The following is a 16704-nucleotide window of genomic DNA, read 5'->3' on the forward strand; positions in this document are numbered from 1 at the left end:
GATCATTCAGCGTACGATCCTTCCTGCGAACTAGTCGTCGACAAGACAAGCGTCTGCCCACGCTTGGCATGGTCGCGCCACGCCATGAGCTCATTTACATGGATCGCTTTATCTTCATGGCTGCTCACGGTTTGCCAGCCCATTTCTCTCGCCGCAGCTGCTGTTTCCTTCCCGACACATACGATCGGTGTCTTTGACCAGGCATTGCCGACGAATTGCGCCAGCGCTGACAGCGTATGAGCGTCATCCGTCGCTAGCCAATCAAATGACAATCCTGCCTCTTTCGCACCGAGGTGCTTCTCATCCCATTCCACTGTGCCTGCTTGGATCACTTGAATCACCTTGCCGTGGCCCAACGTGATTCTTTGCGGCTTCCTTGCCCCTATGTAGAGTACCTGCTCTTCTTTTTCCAAGGCAAGCAGGTCAGGGAATGCGAGCAGTGATGTGTTCTCATCCAGCACCAAGTCCGGATATATCCCCCGTTTCTCGAAAGCCTCAAAAGCCAGTTGCCCACAAACAGCCAGCTTGCTCGTCAAGCGCCGTACATCAAAACGCTGTTGTCGCAAGGCAGAAGTAAAAAAGAATACTTGCTGCTCATTCTCGAAGACGAGCCAACGATAAGTGGCTAGCTCTGTCAATGGTGTGTCAAACGTGCAGCGTTTGATCAAAGGAATCGGTAGGACTTCGGCGCCCAACTGCTCCAATGCAATTACGAGCTCGCTATTTCCTTCATCGCTTGTTCTTCCTGCAACGGCTACTCGTTGTCCGAACAAGGGGCGAGATTCGTACCAATTCAGCGATTCTCGCAGACGAACAACCTCACCAACAATAATGATAGCGGGTGCGGCAAAACGAGCCTGCTCGACTTCCTTATCTATCGTCCCAAGCTTGCCGATCAACGTCTCCTGCTCACGCACCGTCCCCCAGCGCACGAGAGCAACGGGCGTATGGACGTCTTTTCCATGCGCAAGAAGGCGCTCCCTGATGCGAGGCAGATTTTTCACACCCATGTAGATGACCAACGTTTCCATCGAGGCAAGGGCAGCCCAGTCCGGTTCCTTTCCCGCATTTTTTTCACACAAGTGACCGGTGACAAAAGCGACGGAAGAGTTGTAGTCACGATGAGTCAGCGGAATCCCCGCATAGAGCGGAGCAGCCATCCCGGAAGTAATCCCTGGGACGATCTCAAACGGAATAGAATGGTCACGGCACATCTGTGCTTCCTCTCCTACCCGCCCGAACATACTCGGGTCCCCGCCTTTCAGTCGAACGACATATTTCCCTTTTTGAGCTTCCCGGATGAGCAGGAGGTTGATCTCTTCTTGCGGCAATGTATGATGATCCGCCTCTTTCCCGCAATAGATGAGGGTGGCTCCCTTTTTTGCGTACGAGAGAAGCTGCGGGCTTGCTAGGCGATCGTACACAATCACATCCGCAAGACGAAGCGACTCCATGCCGCGAATCGTCAGCAGCTTGGGGTCACCAGGCCCTGCTCCGACAAAAACGACTCTGCCTGTGTTCATTACGAATCCGTCCTCCTTGCTGCTTGGTTCCTTCACAGGAAGAGCCCTCGCCATATTTAAGTAAACGTAGAGGTTTCCACTACGTACCCGACTCCTTGGCGTCCGAACGGCTTCTTTTCAACCAAGCTCAGCTCTCTGATACGAGGTGGCACTATCGTATGTCGCAAAAGATTGTTCTCGGCTGAAGTGAAGGCTCGCTCATCCGTTTTGGCGATGACCACAACCGTCAGTAATCGACCTTCCTCTAGCACGGCTTCCAGCTTGTAAAGGTAGCTCTCTGTTTCCTCTGCCATGACATGCCCCCCTTAACCTGGCTATACCCGCATCTGTATTACGCTGGTTGCAGAATGGAGTCAACCTGTGCTTGGATATGGGAAAGTCCTACCCGTTCCACATAGCGCCAGTATGGTTCGCCTTCCTGACGATCCGCCTTGTACAGCGTGATCAATTGGGCAAGGAACGGACCGAGTCTGTCCACAGTAATCCGCGCGTTGAGCTTGCGGTTGAATTGCGGTTCCTCCAGTGTCCCACCTACGTAGATGTCAAACGCCTCTACCATTCCGTTCGATGTCTTGACCAGTGCGCCTTGCAGGCCGATATCCGCAATTTGGCGCTGACCGCAAGAATTCGGACAACCGATCATATGAATGCGCAGCGGCGTTTCGAGAACGACCGTATCATCCAAATATTGAGCCAGCGAACGCATCCGCTCCTTGGTCTCCACGATAGCCAGATTGCAATATTCCGTACCTGTGCACGATACGGCATACCCGACAAACGTATTGGGCTGCAATTTGAAACGGTTCACAATTATCGGCTCATTGCGGAAAGCTGCGACCTTCGCTTCGGGAATGTTGCGTATCAGGACATTTTGGGTGTTACAGGTGCCAATCGTTCCATCGCCATATTCGTCTGCCAGACGGGCAGCTTCATTTAGCTCCCCTGCATTCATTCGTCCAACGGGAACAGACAAGCCTGCGTAATATAGTCCTGCTTGGCGCTGCTCGTGAATGCCGTAAAAGTATCCACCATTCCAGCCCGAGGTTAAATCGATACCACCCGGCTCAAGCTCTCCAACCAGCTCTATTAATTGCTCCTTGAACTTTTCCGGTCCCCAGTCAGCGACCAAGAACTTAAGACGGGCATGGGTACGTTTTTGACGGTAGCCGAAATCGCGGAACAGAGTCGTAACTCCTGCCGCCACTTTGACGACCTCCTCTGGTCGAACGAACACATCCAGTTGCTTCGCCAAGTATGGCTTCGCTGACAAGCCGCCACCTACCCATACATGAAAGCCGATTACTTCCTCGCCAGCCATGACTTTTTTAGCCGGAGTAAAAGCCAGATCGTTGATTTGCGCATGCGCAACGTTATGAATATTGGCAGAAAGCGATATTTTGTACTTGCGTGGCAGATTGGAGAAGTCACGATTGAGCAAGAAGAATTTTTCCAGCTCCGCTACGATGAGACGCGTATCCAGCACTTCATTGGGATCAATTCCTGCCAGTGGGTTCCCCATGATTTGCCGCGGGCAGTCTCCACATGCTTCAAAAGAGGATAGTCCCACAGAGGCGAGCCGATCAAAAATGTCAGCGAGCGATTCTACCGTGAGCCAGTGAAATTGCACGGCCTGACGTGTGGTTACATCCACCAGATCACGTCCATAATCTTCCGCGATGTTGGCGAGCACCCGAGCTTGTTCGCTGCTCAAAATGCCTCCAGGTATGCGCACGCGCATCATGAAGTGGCCGTTCTTTGGTCGCTGCTGATAGATGCCTGCCCATTTAAATCGATCCATGTCAGAAGATTCAATCGATGCGAAGCCTTCTTTGGAATAGGTGTTTACGATCGTTTCGATGACATCCAGACCGTCTTTTTCCAGCTTCGTAAACTCCATTTTGTTGAGGGATGGATCAGCAGCCCACTTCCACTGCTTTCTCTCTGCCATGCTCGTACATGCTCCTTTGTGAGAAGATGTCAGTTACCAATGCCATTCGAATCGATTGGCTCATCCAGTCCGCAATCAGGGGGTGGGGCAAGTACGCACTGCCCTCATAGCGATAAGCCAAGCCCGCAAGTCGTTTCGGGATTACTTGTCGCGTGAAATAGCCCTGGCTGACGAACAGAGGAAGCACGAGGACATCCCCTTTTTGTGCCAGTGAACAGGCTTGATCGTACAGAGTATCGGGCCTCAGTGTCGCATATCCGGCAGCGGCAAATGCATAGCGGTTTTGCAAGCGGAATGTCAGACGCAAGAGCAGCTTTTCCCACCGTTCATGACATCCAGGCAAGTCACTGCCGTGCCCGACGAGCAACAAAGCCTCCTGACTAGGTAAGCGTGATAGACTTGCGATTCGTTCTGCCACGATCTGCTCGACATTTCCGTGATCCTCCAATGGCGGACACCAGAGAATTCTTGCCTGAACCGGAACGCGAATCAGGTCTGTCTCTCCTGTCGGCCATGGGTCTAGTCCAAGCATCGCGCGGATTTCCCCTACGTGATTGCTTCCTGCCGTAGCGAATAGCGGAACGACGACAATCGTTGTCGCTCCTGATGCTTCCAGACGTTTCACTTCCTCGCTGATGCTTCGTCCTTCCACTCCTCCCAAGTAAGCTACCCGAATTGGCAAATCAGTGCGGCACTGCCAAACGGCTGATTCCACCAATGTCAACCAGTCAGGATCGGGTGAACCGTGAGCAATTACCAAAACCGCTGTTTTCGCCATCGGATAATCCCCTTATCCAAACTTATTTTGTAATTCATATATGTTTACTCGGAATTATAATTGGGATGGATTGCTCCGTCAATAACAAATAACAAAATCAATATTCCACTTGAACATAATAAAAAAGCAACCGCTATCTCGTGCGGCTGCTTGCAACGTTTGTTATTTTGTTGTAAATACGTCTTTTAAAAACTTCGAAACCTGAGAACGTGCTTGAACCCCTTTATCCATAATCCCAGCCAGCCAAAAGAATCCATGGATCATTCCCTCATAGCACTTATATTCTACAGGAACTCCAGCTTCCTTCAGACGCTTGGCATATTCCGCACCATCGTCTTTTAAAGGATCGTATTCTGCTGTAATAATAAGTGTCGGTGGTAAATTCTCCAAGTCATTGTTCAATAAAGCTGAAGCAAATACATTGTATCTGTGAATTTCGTCACCTAAATAGTTTTGAGCTGCCCAGAAAACTCCCTTAGTCGTAAGCAGATAACCTTCGGCATTGTCACGGTATGATTGTGCCTTGTCGAAAGTCAAAGTAAGATCGAGGTTCGGATAAACTAATACTTGAGCCGCTAATGAGAGATTGTTGTACTTTTGTGCCATGGTGGCAACTCCAGCAGCAAGATTTCCACCTGCGCTGTCCCCACCAATTGCTATTCTTGTTTTATCTGCATTCAGCATGGAACAATTTTCAGCTACCCATTTGGTAGCTTCATAACAATCCTCTAGAGGAATCGGGAATTTATGCGTAAAAGCTTTGCGATACTCTACTGAAACAACGATGCACTCAGCTTCATGTGCTATGTTTCGGCATAGGGTATCCACTTCATTAATGTCTCCTGCCACCCATCCACCACCATGCAAATAAACAAAAACAGGTAATGAATCTCTTTCATTTGGCGTATAAACTCGAACCTTGATATCACCGTTCTTTACAGGAATTTGAAAATCTTCTACTTTCGATACAGCTTTTGGTTCCCCATGCTCTCCACGAAGGGAAGTAACATCATTCACTCGTGCAAGATACGCTTTGGCTTGTGGATCTAAAGTCATAAATTAGTCCTCCTAAATTTTTTTATCAAATCTCGATCTGAAAATAGCGACGAACCGTTTCCTCAATCTCGTGTTCTTCCAGTTTTCGTTTTGTTTTCTCTTTGCCGTTGACGATGATCAACGTGTTTCCCAACAGGGTGATACGCCCATTTTCCGTTACTCTCGAAAGGAAATACATCTTGTTGAACATCGATTTAGGAGATGTTTCCGTTTGAACACAGATTGGATGGATGTTCTCTAAATTCCATAGATGGGAAGGTGTCTCAAAACGATATTGCGTTTCCCACTCCTCATCGCTCTTCTTTTGCAAATAGAAAAGCGCTTTGGTTTCATCCTTATATACACGGTACATTCCATCACTATCAACAACTTCACCTCCGCTTAATGGAACAGGAAGCCGTGGCGAATTACCGCCCGTGCCTACATCCACCAAGTATTCCTTGTTATCAAGCGGTACGATAATGAACAAGTGAGCATTTTCAAGAGCCCAAACTCCATTTCCAACATATACGGTTCCTGCCATAAGGTAAGGTTCATAACCCAGTTCTTTTAGCAGAAAATAAAATATTCCGTTTAACTCGTAGCATACTCCACCCTTTTTGGCATGGACAATTTTTTGAAAAAGATCTTCTTCACGCAAAGACAGAGGTTTTTTGGCAAGAATATCAAGGTTCTCAAAGTGAACATGGAGAACTTGTTGTTTTTGAAGATGGGACAAGTATGCAAGACTCAGCTCATTTCTTCTCTCAGCCTGAATATGTTCTAGATATTTTTGTATATCCATGATATTATTCACCCCTTTTTATACTTAATCATTTACAATGTTTCCACTTACCCTTTTATTATAAAATTGATCATCAATAAATAAAAATATATAATTCATTATCATATTAATAACATAGGACATATCAATGTAAGGTGGTAACGACTATGGAATTGCTTCAACTCAAGTATTTTCAGATAGTCGCTCGTACGGAACATATGACAAAAGCGGCAAAGGAACTCCACATCGCCCAGCCAGCTCTCAGTGTTACCATCGCTCGCTTGGAAGAAGAATTAGGAGTCCCTTTATTTGATCGGATTGGGCGACAAATCCGCCTGAATGTTTTTGGACAAGCTTTTCTCAAGAAGGTGGATACAGCTCTTGGGGCGCTGGAAGAAGGGAAGCGCGAAATTGCAGATCTGGCTGGATTGGAACGTGGAAGTGTTTTGTTAGCTACGACAACCTTGAATCGAGTATCTGAATTACTGGCACCTTTTCTATCCTTATATCCTCACATCAGCTTTCGCATCACCCAAGCAACGACAGAAGAATTGAAGGTTCAACTGCTCGAAAAAGGTGAAATCGACTTTTGCCTCGCTACTTCCTCGATTGATCGGCCGGGAATCTGTAATCTGCCCTTATTGACAGAAGAGATCGTACTGGCAGTGCCAAGTGCTCATCGTCTCGCAGGCCGCCATCGAATCCACCTCAGCGAAGTAGCAAATGATCCGTTCATCAGTCTAAAACCGGGGTATATGTTCCGTGAGATCACCGATGATTTCTGCCGAGAGGCTGGTTTTCTACCCAATATCGTATGTGAAGGGGACGAACCTGCAGCCATCAGCGGCTTGGTACGCACTGGCCTTGGTGTTGCATTTTTACCAATCGCCGCTAAAAAGGAATTGCCACCGCTTACGCTCCTTCATATTGAGGAGCCTGTTTGCCAATGGACTCCTCATTTGGTTTGGCATGAAAAGCACTACTTGTCACTTGCTGCACAGACCTTTCGTGAATTTGTTGTACAGCATTACGCTCAAGAAAAACAGTAATCACAACAAAAAAGCTGTCAGGCCAATACCTGACAGCTCCTCTTATTCCTCACTCTTTTTCCTCGTTCGACGATACAGCAAATCCATACTTTCCTTGAGCGTCTCATATTCGTGCTCGCTCAAGTTTTCGATCTGTTGGATGTTTGCGATCGTCTGCTTTTTGATCTCTTCGGTCAAGCGATCTTTCTCATCCGGGCCTTTGCTTTCATGTGTCTCTGTCCAATGCGTAGCAAAATTCGCCGTCAAAGCTCCTAGCATTCCGATCCCCGTTATCATCAAGATCGTCGCCATGATTCTTCCTCCCGCCGTCACGGGCGAAATATCACCGTAGCCGACTGTCGTGGTTGTCACAATCGACCACCACAACGCATCCGGGAAGCTTTTGATGTTCTCGTTTACACCGTATTCGAGCAAATAAATAGCAGTCGAGCTCCACAGCATGATGATCGTGACGACACCAACTACTTGACGCATCGGGCCTGATCGAATGATTCCCAACAAAAACGGCGAAGCACGCACGATACGCACCAGCCGAAGCACACGCATGATTCTGGCTAAATACAAATAAGAGTCCAATGGAATCATCGCGATCAGGTCGAACCAGTTGGCGAAAACGAATTTTCGTTTGTCTTTCGCCCTCCATAGCCGGACCAAATACTCGACAATCAGCATGATGATCAGCGCATTGTCTACCTTGTCCATCAGTTCATCAGTCAGCAGAGGGTGATTAGAGAAGTCTGCAAACAACAGGATCGCATACGTAATCACTAGCATAATGATAAAAATCTCATACATGACGCGCCAGAACAAAAAGACTCCTCCCCGTGCTCATAAGTGCCTGCTCAAAATATGATCTGTTCCGCATCGAAAAAGAGGCGAGAACCTGAAGCGGGAGGAGCCAAATGTAGAGAACCTACACGAGCACCAGACTTCGAAGGTGAACGCCTCTTTCCATGCTTAGTAGCTGATCAGCGCAGCCATCAACAAGCCCGCTGCAATGCTCAATCGCGAAGCGAAAATACCGACGGCTACGTTCCCGTTCGGAATTTCAGACACGACTTTAAATGGTGTGACCCATTCGAACAAATAAAAAACGATGACTTGAAATACCATTCCTACAATACCCCAGATGACTAAATCCCACAAGTTAACGGAGTGGTATACAGCCGAAGCGAGGACGATTGCCAAACCGATGATTTTCCCTCCCAAATCGTGCGAGGCTGCTTTTGCCGCTGCCATTTTCTTCGGATCGTCAGTCTGTGCCCCCTGCTTGATCAGATCAAATTCTTTGTAAGGAGTCGTGATTGTAAACACAAAAATTCCCACAGCCAATATCGGAATGGTTACTGCCAAATACGCCAAAAAATTCAATACGTAATCCAATTGTCCCAACATATAAATTGTCCTCTCCTTTCGCTACTTGTCTATGCCCACCGGCAAATAATAGGATAGGTTGTTTGTAATCGGTCCTCCGACACGGGCTACAATTGCCGATGCCTCTGTGCCGATCCAAAAGGCCCCCCAGAGTAGCCGCCCAGCATAAGCTCCCTTCATCGTCTGAACCGTTATCCGTGGAAGCTCCACACGTTTCTGATAAATCATCGGTTGCTCCCAGTAAAACTCTTCCTGATCCTTCTCTTGCAGCGTACCATCTGATGCAAACAGCATGACACCGCCACCTTCCCGCCCAAAAATCGGCTTCGTGACATAGTCCTCCCTGCCTGCAAACCGATTTTCAAAATAAGTCGGCAGCATATAAGCTTCGATGATCGCGTGCTCCTCTTCGGTAAAAAATTCATTCGCCTCATGCAAGTTCCAGATGAGTGCCTGCAAAGCCTTCGTCTGAATGAGAAACGCAGAAGGAGGATTCATAATGGCGAGTTTTTTGCGGGCAATCAACGAAAGCACATGCTCACCAGTCGGGTAGCCATCTTCATCCTGTTCTACCGCCAGCTTTTCCAAAGCATGCAGACGGTACAGCACATCGACTGGCAGTAGCTCCTCATTCTCCTTTACATAGAGACGATCTTGCCAAACACGCAAATGCTCCAAAGCGGCAAACCGAGCAGACAGACCCGATTGGTTCAATAAGTACAATGTCGTTCCCTTGTCTTCCTCATGCCAGTCGAGCGAGCTAAACCAGACAGAATCCGTATCATAGCCCTGTGCCCGATACGCGTCGACCACCTTGCTGAATGCCGAACGCAACTGCCGCTCCATCCCTTCATTCGGGTCCTCGCGCTGGAAATGGCGACAAGCACGACCGTTCACATAAAAAGCCTCGACGATTCCTGTAGGGGTATCGCTGTTGCACTCAAGCATCTTCAATCCTTCTGTTGTCTGGGCAAAATCAAAGCGTCCAATCACAGTCGGCACTGTTTGGGAAACGACAATCCTGACTGCCTGCAAAGCCTGCTTTGGCACTCCTAGTTCCAACAACAGGGAGTCCTCTGCACGCTGCAATACCGGAACGACCTTGGTAAAAATTTGCCCAAGCCGCTCGGTTGCCATCGCGATTTCCTCTCGAAAGGAGGGCGGGATCAGGTGGATATCATAAAGCGCATACTCCTCGCCATACATCCAATCCCAGGTAAATACGCCCTCTTCCCGCATCGGGCCATACAGCGCCTCTCGTTCTCGTCGGTTAAGGTCTTCCACTTCCATCACCTCACCCGGAGCTGGAATAGCCCGAGCTGCCGATACCGCCTTTGGAGCTGCTCGTGCTTATGCCACTCGATACTCCGGATTTGCTCTTGTAAGACCTGTAAGTAGAGCTCGAACCCCCACTGCTGCTGCTATCGTCACAATAGCCGTCATTGTCGTTATCGTAGCAATCATCATCATAGTCATCCCCGGAAGAACAACCGCTGATCGCAAGTGCTGCAGCGACGAACATTCCGACTACTTTCTTCGATTTCGTTTGTGCCATCTTTCTTCCTCCTACACTGGCTTCGCGTAGTAAATATAAACCTGCCGATCTTCATCCACCTCGGCTGATGTCTTCTCCCATTCGCGTCCATTCACGTACAAATAGTCGCTTTGCAAATGCAAGAGAGCATCGTCATCGTCCTTGAAATAAAACGTGTGTACGAGCGGATAAACGCGTGCATTTTCTTGATATTCACGCATTTCGATCTGGATGCTGCCCCAGCGTGCAGTCACAGCCTCCGCGTAATCGACAGCTTGCTCTTCTGTTGAGCGCTTGACGTAAATGACATACGTGCCGTTTTGGATTGCACAGGAAGTCTTTTCATAAACGACATGCCCCTTCACCAAATAATCGCAAGCAAAACGCAAGGAGACCTCGTCTTTGTTCACGTTGTCGTAGTAAAACTGAACAGGGTATCCCCTCGCCTCATCCAGCAGCCGATATTCCAGTCGTGCCATTTTTCTCACCTCTTTTACCTATCACAGAATAACAAATCATGCGCAACAATTTTATACGTGCACCGAAACATTTAGTTGCCAATAAATGAAAAGAAATCCAGCTGAGCCATAAACCGCTACATAAGTCCTACTTCTTTTGTTCCCGTTACTGTCGAATCATACCGCGAATCGTTTCATGCAAATGTCCGTTGCTCGCCACTAATGAAGGCGTGTGATCTTGTTGGAATGGCTCATGCTGATACGGTTTTCCAGACCAGTCCGTAATCGTTGCACCCGCCTCCTGGGCGATAACAATTCCGGCGGCCACATCCATAATATTGGAACGTTGCATCACGATATAATCGAGCCATCCGTTTGCCAGCAAGCACCAGTCCAGCGCAGGCGCAATATTTCGCATGAGACGCTTGGTCTGGAATACAAACGGTTCCGTAAAAGCCATCTCTTCTTCCTTCGTTACCGTGTCACGTCCACGGATGTATGTACCGACTGCACGTGTGAGGTCTTGACGGTTATTGACGTTCAATCGTTTTCCGTTCAAATAGGCTCCTTTTCCTTTTTCCGCCCAAAACATTTGACCCGCTACCGGATTGTAGACGACGCCCAGCACCAGCTCGCCCTTGTGCTGCAAGGCAATCGAGATCGAGAAATACGGATAGCCGATAAAATAGTTATTCGTTCCATCTAAAGGATCGATAATCCACAGATACTCTTCCTCGCGGGAAACCAATCCGACCTCTTCAGAAAAAATGGTATTTGTCGGGAAGTGACGATGCAGGACCTCAATGATGCGCTTTTCACTGCCTTTATCCTCTGGCAGCTTCACGTCGTTATGCAATTCCTCATCGGGCACGAGCTGTTCGAGAAAACGTTCCTTCAAAAACGCACCCGCGACACTTGCTGCTTCTTTTGCTATTTCAATCATGACATTTCGCTCCTTTTTCTCTTTGGAACACAATAAGTCGGTTTTTCAGCACCGAGAAGATGGCGAGAACCGAACGAAGGAGGAGCGGAGTGTAGGCAATCTACATAAGCACCGGACTTCGGAGGTGAACGCCATATTCGATATCGAATTCGCTTTCTGGACTACTTCCTGATCAAAAGACGACTTTTTGAACAACCTTCCACTTGCACTTGTGCAGGAAAGATTACTATCATAGAAAGACACCCGAAGGAGGGGGATAAACATGAACACCGACTTCATTCGGCTGAAAAATATGGAAGGTGAACTCAAATTCACCCAAATGAATAATAGCTACGGCTTCTCTGTCACCACAAAGGAGCTCGTTTTTTTCAAGCCACATATGACCTACCATTTGTTTTTGCAGGATATCATTAGCATGGTCCCGATGAAGCTGGACGTTAGCCCTGTCACGTTTCGGCATCAGAGTGAGGCGGTTCATGCCTCATTTGGTTCCGATTACTACAAGCTGACAGCCAAATGGGCGCGGATTGTTTCCCGATCCGGTATCGTCGAAAAAGAAAACATGGAGTTTATCGTGCCGCTTTCCACCAAAATGCTCGCTTATGTTTCGGAATACAGCGGTCTCGTTGTCATCAAATAACACCGTCAACCCTCTCTCTCGCCTTTTTGGTGTGGAGCGAGGGCTTTTTATTTCCGATCATTTCTGGATAGCACGATGAACGTTCCTGTACCATGGGCGATCCGCCTATCCCGATCATCGTAGACACTGCCCTCCATGACGACCAACGTGTGTCCGCGATGCAAAAAGCTCGCTTCTGCGCGCAGCCGCTCTCCTATTCCGGGAAGCAAATAATTGACCTTCAGCTCTGTGGTCACTGCATACTGATTAGGTGGCAAGGACCGATTGATCAAGGAGCCCATCGCTGAATCGATCAAAGTCGCGAGAATCCCTCCATGAACAACTCGACCTGAATTGTGCATAAAAGGGGTCAGAGGCAATTCGAAGCGATACGACTGTCTTTCTTCGTCAATGAACTCTCCCTTTAATCCAAGAAATCCAGAGATAAACGCGCTATTCCTTTCCCGCTTCTGCTGAATGGCAGCAACAGCCAGCTCGAGAATACGGCGCTCTTCTTCATTCCCGTCCGACCAGATGTTTTTTAGCTCATCTAACATTTTGTTCACTCCAACCGAAATGGAATCGATTCTTCTATTTTATCCCAAACAAGTTGATTTCGCTATGATTCCTAAACTTATGCCAATCGAGAGCAGCTGTCCGAACCACTCGAGACTGAGCAAATGTTCAGACTTTTACGGTTGTTTCTGTTATTAAAAATTGATAAGATAGTTCAAAACATAAGACAGGCATTATCCGTATGGGAAGGGAGTTTTTCAAATTGGCCAGACAACGCAGTGACATGATCAAAAAAGGATTCGACCGCGCACCGCACCGTAGCTTGCTTCGTGCAGCAGGTGTAAAGGATGAGGATTTCGATAAACCGTTTATCGCCATTTGCAACTCGTACATCGACATTATTCCAGGTCACGTGCACTTGCAGGAGTTTGGAAAACTGGTCAAAGAAGCCGTTCGTGCTGCTGGCATGGTTCCATTCGAATTCAACACGATTGGTGTTGACGACGGAATTGCTATGGGACATATCGGGATGCGCTACTCCCTCCCGAGCCGCGAGATCATCGCAGACAGCTTGGAAACCGTAGTCGCTGCTCACTGGTTTGACGGTATGATCTGTATACCGAACTGTGACAAGATCACACCTGGGATGATCATGGGCGCGCTTCGTGTCAACATTCCAACCGTATTTGTAACCGGTGGTCCTATGAAAGCCGGAAAAACGAGTGATGGTCGCTCCATCTCACTTTCCTCCGTATTCGAGGGTGTCGGAGCTCACCAAGCAGGATTGATCAACGACCAACAACTCGAAGAGCTGGAGCAATATGGATGCCCGACTTGCGGTTCCTGTTCTGGTATGTTTACAGCGAACTCGATGAACTGCCTGCTCGAAGCCATCGGTTTGGCTCTGCCTGGCAATGGTACCGTACTCGCTGTCTCTCCTGAACGTCGCGAGCTGGTACAAGCATCTGCTGAAAAACTGAAAAATCTGATTGAACGCGACATTAAGCCACGCGACATCGTAACACTCGAGGCAATCGACGATGCATTCGCACTCGACATGGCGATGGGTGGGTCAACCAATACCGTTCTCCATACACTGGCGATCGCACAAGAAGCAGGCATCGAATACCCGATCGAGCGTATCAACGAGGTAGCGAAGCGCATTCCGCATATTTGCAAGCTGGCGCCTTCCTCCGACTATCATATCGAGGATTGCCACGAGGCAGGCGGCGTATCAGCCGTTCTGAAAGAAATCGCGAAAAAAGCAGGCGCGATCCATCCAGACCGTATCACTGTCACGGGCAAAACCCTTGGCGAAAACATCGCTGACGCCGAAATCAAAAACGATCAAGTCATTCGTCGCCTGGACAACCCGTACAGCGCTTCCGGCGGTCTCGCTGTTCTGTTCGGCAACCTGGCGGAGCAAGGCTCGATCATCAAAACAGGCGGTGTCGATCCTTCTATTAAAAAGCACGAAGGTCCAGCGATCTGCTTTGACTCCCAAGAGGACGCTCTGGCAGGAATCGCTGCTGGCAAAATTAAATCCGGTCACGTTGTCGTCATCCGCTACGAGGGACCTAAAGGCGGCCCAGGCATGCCAGAAATGCTGGCTCCTACCTCACAAATCGTGGGTATGGGCCTCGGTAAAGAAGTCGCTCTCGTCACAGATGGACGTTTCTCCGGTGCTTCTCGCGGGATCAGTATTGGTCACGTGTCTCCAGAAGCCGCAGAAGGCGGTCCAATTGCCTTCGTACAGGACGGAGATATCATCTCCATTGACCTCGAGGAGCGCACGATGCAACTGCTCGTGGATGAAGCCGAGCTGGCTCGCCGCAAAGAAGACTGGAAAGAATTCGAGCCAAAAGTAAAAACAGGCTATCTGGCTCGTTACTCCAAGCTGGTAACGAATGCGAGCATGGGTGGTATTTTGAAAATCTAGTGTTGCAAGTAAAAGCAAAACCCTTCCTCTGTGAATCACTGTCACTTAGGAAGGGTTTTTGTATTGACTTTTCCAGCTATTCCCTTCTACAATCAAGTTAATAAAATTTAACTGGTTAAAAGGATTGTGATGCATATTGGAGCAAAAGTCGATTTTTATCATCGAAAACTACGATCAGCTAAAAGTGATCAGTGACCCGTTACGCACGAAAATGCTGATGCGTCTGGTGGAAAAGCCGCACACAGGGCAACAGCTCTCCCAACTTTTTGGACTGTCACGCGCGAAGATTCTCTACCACCTGCGTGAGCTGGAGAAGCACGGCATCATCCAGTTGGTTAAAAAAGAAGAAAAGGGCGGCAACATTCTCAAGTACTATCAGGCGGTGGCAAGAGGCTTCATACCCGCTGATCATCTACTCACGTATACGGAGTCGAAAGAGGCTACCAGACAATCTTACGTCGAAGTCTTGCAACGTGCGAAAACAAGAGCGCTCAGTGCTCCTGAAGAAGCCTTTGCGCTGACGTCAACGGAAGTCGAGAAATGGCCGCGCATCTCCCTGCAGTCTGAAGTCAGAGTCAGCGAGCAGGCGTTTGTGTCCTTTTTGCAAAAATACCGGAACCTGCTCCACGAATTGCAACAAAGCTCCCTGGATGACCCATCTTCCATGCAGGATTACTACCTGATGATTACGGGATTTCAAATTGATGAACCGTTATTCAAAAAGGATGGACAGCAGTAACAAAGGAAAATGTCATACGAAAATTCCACCTGTGTATGAAAAACCTATTCGAGTAGGTTTTTCTTTCGGACATTCGGTTAATATTTTTTAACCGGTTAATAATAAGGAGAGTGAATTTCCATGGAAGCTGTCCCCAAGCAATCTAGCCTTCCCTCGGCGGATACATTCCGCTTGTTTACGAAACCCTTTACCCTACTTTGGTTGTCCGCCCTTTGTTCCGGACTCAGTATCTCACTCTTTCTTTTCTCGCAAACCTGGTATATCATCCAGGTTTTAGCTCAGGAGGCCTCATTAGGCATCGTATTTATGGCGGCAACCATTCCCAGGATCGTCTTCATGCTCATAGGCGGAACGCTCGCTGATCGGATGAGCAAAAAGAGAATCCTATCGATCACAAGCATGTTGAAAGCATGTTTGATGCTGTTGCTTGGAGGAATCATTTGGTGGGGGTATTCCTCGCTTGCGCTATTTGTTTGGTTCGCCTTCTTCTTCGGTACCATTGATGCCTTTTATTGGCCAGCTCAAAATTCGCTTATGCCGTCAATCGTACCCTCTACTTCCCTTTTGCGTGCGAATTCGGTGCTGCAAACGACAAACCAAACCTCACAGCTGCTCGGTCCTGTTCTTGCCGGTTTTGTGATTGAGTGGGGAAGTTACCCCCTTTTATATGGCTTTGTTGGGCTGCTTCTTCTGGTTGCAAGTGTATCCGCATGGTGCATGCCGAAACAGGAACCAGCCATTCTTTCCAAACCACAGCAAAGGCTCAAGGAATCGATAAAGGAAAGCTTCTGTTATGTCAGACAATCGGATTTCCTTCCCTTGCTATTGACCGCTATCATCTGTCTGAACGTATTTCTGATGGGCCCCTTATACATCGGCTTGCCGATTTTTGTAGATCAGGTGTTGTCTGGTTCTACCCTGCAGTACAGCTTTTTGGAAGGGGCACTCGCTTTTGGCATGCTTGCCGGTGCAATCGTGCTCGCACTCACGACACTGGGTCAAAACAGGTTGCAGATCGCCTTTCTTTTCATGATGATGCAAGCGCTTGTCTTCTTTGCTTTTAGTCTCACTCAACAGTTCTGGCTCAGCTTGCTTATTCTTTTTACGCTTGGTGTCACGTTTTCTCTCATTAATATTCCGATCCTCTCTTTTGTTCAGGAAAAGGTACCACAAGCCTCGCTGGGGAAAGTCATGAGTTTGGTCTCGCTCTCCTCTTTAGGTTTGCAGCCGATTTCACAGGCGATGACAAGTCTTTTGATCGCATGCGGACTAACGGCCAAGGAAGTGATGCTGCTTGCCTCCATCCCTCTCTTCATTGCTTCCTGTTTCTTTTATTGGCGGCAAAAGTACGCTCGGCCTACAAAGAGATCCGATTGAATTATTCGCGAAAGCAAAAAGGGATGATCTGCAATGGATCATCCCTTTTCCGTATCGTATTTACAAAACTTGCATATTCACTCTTCGC

18 protein-coding genes are annotated in these 16704 nt (G+C 48.2%); 5 read left to right on the plus strand and 13 right to left on the minus strand.

Going from position 1 to position 16704, the window contains the following annotated elements:
* Positions 1-2: 2 nt before the first annotated feature.
* The 6 genes from cobA to HPY28_RS20305 all read right to left on the minus strand — a co-directional run bounded on the left by cobA (position 3) and on the right by HPY28_RS20305 (position 6089).
* Positions 3-1523: a uroporphyrinogen-III C-methyltransferase gene (gene cobA, locus HPY28_RS20280; protein WP_174231274.1), complete on the minus strand. Its 1521-nt coding sequence runs from the start codon at positions 1521-1523 to the stop codon at positions 3-5.
* A gap of 56 nt (positions 1524-1579) precedes the next feature.
* Positions 1580-1816 carry a DUF3906 family protein gene (locus tag HPY28_RS20285; protein ID WP_173623725.1) on the minus strand — a complete coding sequence of 79 codons (237 nt, stop codon included), beginning with the start codon at positions 1814-1816 and terminating at the stop codon, positions 1580-1582.
* A gap of 38 nt (positions 1817-1854) precedes the next feature.
* Positions 1855-3471, minus strand: a complete 1617-nt coding sequence (locus HPY28_RS20290; protein ID WP_174231275.1) for a nitrite/sulfite reductase — start codon at positions 3469-3471, stop codon at positions 1855-1857.
* Complete coding sequence (locus tag HPY28_RS20295; RefSeq protein ID WP_017250548.1) at positions 3437-4249, minus strand: sirohydrochlorin chelatase; 813 nt, start codon at positions 4247-4249, stop codon at positions 3437-3439. The genes HPY28_RS20290 and HPY28_RS20295 overlap by 35 nt, the downstream gene beginning before the upstream one ends.
* 162 nt (positions 4250-4411) lie before the next feature.
* Complete coding sequence (locus HPY28_RS20300; RefSeq protein WP_173623727.1) at positions 4412-5305, minus strand: alpha/beta hydrolase; 894 nt, start codon at positions 5303-5305, stop codon at positions 4412-4414.
* A gap of 25 nt (positions 5306-5330) precedes the next feature.
* Positions 5331-6089 (minus strand): arylamine N-acetyltransferase family protein, encoded by a 759-nt coding sequence (locus tag HPY28_RS20305; protein WP_173623728.1) that lies wholly within the window; start codon positions 6087-6089, stop codon positions 5331-5333.
* Positions 6090-6235: 146 nt separating this feature from the next.
* Here HPY28_RS20305 and HPY28_RS20310 point away from each other — a divergent pair, with 146 nt between their 5' ends.
* Positions 6236-7117, plus strand: coding sequence for a LysR family transcriptional regulator (locus HPY28_RS20310; RefSeq protein ID WP_173623729.1), 882 nt, complete (start codon positions 6236-6238; stop codon positions 7115-7117).
* Positions 7118-7159: 42 nt separating this feature from the next.
* On the opposite strand, the gene HPY28_RS20315 is transcribed toward HPY28_RS20310, so the two are convergent.
* From HPY28_RS20315 to HPY28_RS20340, 6 genes are all read right to left on the minus strand, one after another.
* Entirely contained in the window at positions 7160-7927 is a 768-nt protein-coding gene (locus tag HPY28_RS20315) for a potassium channel family protein (RefSeq protein ID WP_174225949.1), read from the minus strand.
* Positions 7928-8074: 147 nt separating this feature from the next.
* The gene (locus HPY28_RS20320; protein ID WP_017250553.1) at positions 8075-8512 is read right to left on the minus strand and encodes a DUF350 domain-containing protein; all 438 of its coding nucleotides are present in this window, start codon (positions 8510-8512) and stop codon (positions 8075-8077) included.
* Between the two features lie 21 nt (positions 8513-8533).
* Positions 8534-9781: a glutathionylspermidine synthase family protein gene (locus tag HPY28_RS20325; protein ID WP_174225950.1), complete on the minus strand. Its 1248-nt coding sequence runs from the start codon at positions 9779-9781 to the stop codon at positions 8534-8536.
* 4 nt (positions 9782-9785) lie between these two features.
* Complete coding sequence (locus HPY28_RS20330; protein WP_017250555.1) at positions 9786-10046, minus strand: hypothetical protein; 261 nt, start codon at positions 10044-10046, stop codon at positions 9786-9788.
* Between the two features lie 11 nt (positions 10047-10057).
* On the minus strand, positions 10058-10504 hold the full coding sequence (locus tag HPY28_RS20335) for a hypothetical protein (RefSeq protein ID WP_174225951.1): 447 nt from the start codon (positions 10502-10504) through the stop codon (positions 10058-10060).
* Positions 10505-10649: 145 nt separating this feature from the next.
* Positions 10650-11426 (minus strand): inositol monophosphatase family protein, encoded by a 777-nt coding sequence (locus tag HPY28_RS20340; RefSeq protein WP_174231276.1) that lies wholly within the window; start codon positions 11424-11426, stop codon positions 10650-10652.
* Between the two features lie 262 nt (positions 11427-11688).
* Here HPY28_RS20340 and HPY28_RS20345 point away from each other — a divergent pair, with 262 nt between their 5' ends.
* The gene (locus tag HPY28_RS20345; protein WP_017250558.1) at positions 11689-12066 is read left to right on the plus strand and encodes a hypothetical protein; all 378 of its coding nucleotides are present in this window, start codon (positions 11689-11691) and stop codon (positions 12064-12066) included.
* Between the two features lie 47 nt (positions 12067-12113).
* Here the strand turns inward: HPY28_RS20345 and HPY28_RS20350 are convergent, their stop codons facing one another.
* Positions 12114-12602 (minus strand): PaaI family thioesterase, encoded by a 489-nt coding sequence (locus tag HPY28_RS20350; RefSeq protein WP_174231277.1) that lies wholly within the window; start codon positions 12600-12602, stop codon positions 12114-12116.
* 221 nt (positions 12603-12823) lie between these two features.
* Between HPY28_RS20350 and ilvD the strand changes: the two genes are divergently transcribed.
* From ilvD to HPY28_RS20365, 3 genes are all read left to right on the plus strand, one after another.
* Positions 12824-14500: a dihydroxy-acid dehydratase gene (gene ilvD, locus HPY28_RS20355; RefSeq protein WP_017250560.1), complete on the plus strand. Its 1677-nt coding sequence runs from the start codon at positions 12824-12826 to the stop codon at positions 14498-14500.
* 136 nt (positions 14501-14636) lie between these two features.
* A complete protein-coding gene (locus HPY28_RS20360; protein ID WP_017250561.1) occupies positions 14637-15239 on the plus strand; it encodes an ArsR/SmtB family transcription factor in 603 nt (200 codons plus the stop codon).
* A 120-nt stretch (positions 15240-15359) separates the two neighbouring features.
* Positions 15360-16616 carry an MFS transporter gene (locus HPY28_RS20365; protein WP_017250562.1) on the plus strand — a complete coding sequence of 419 codons (1257 nt, stop codon included), beginning with the start codon at positions 15360-15362 and terminating at the stop codon, positions 16614-16616.
* Positions 16617-16704: the final 88 nt, after the last annotated feature.

Origin of the sequence: Brevibacillus sp. HB1.2, from assembly GCF_013332495.1 — a bacterium.
Lineage (GTDB): Bacteria > Bacillota > Bacilli > Brevibacillales > Brevibacillaceae > Brevibacillus > Brevibacillus porteri.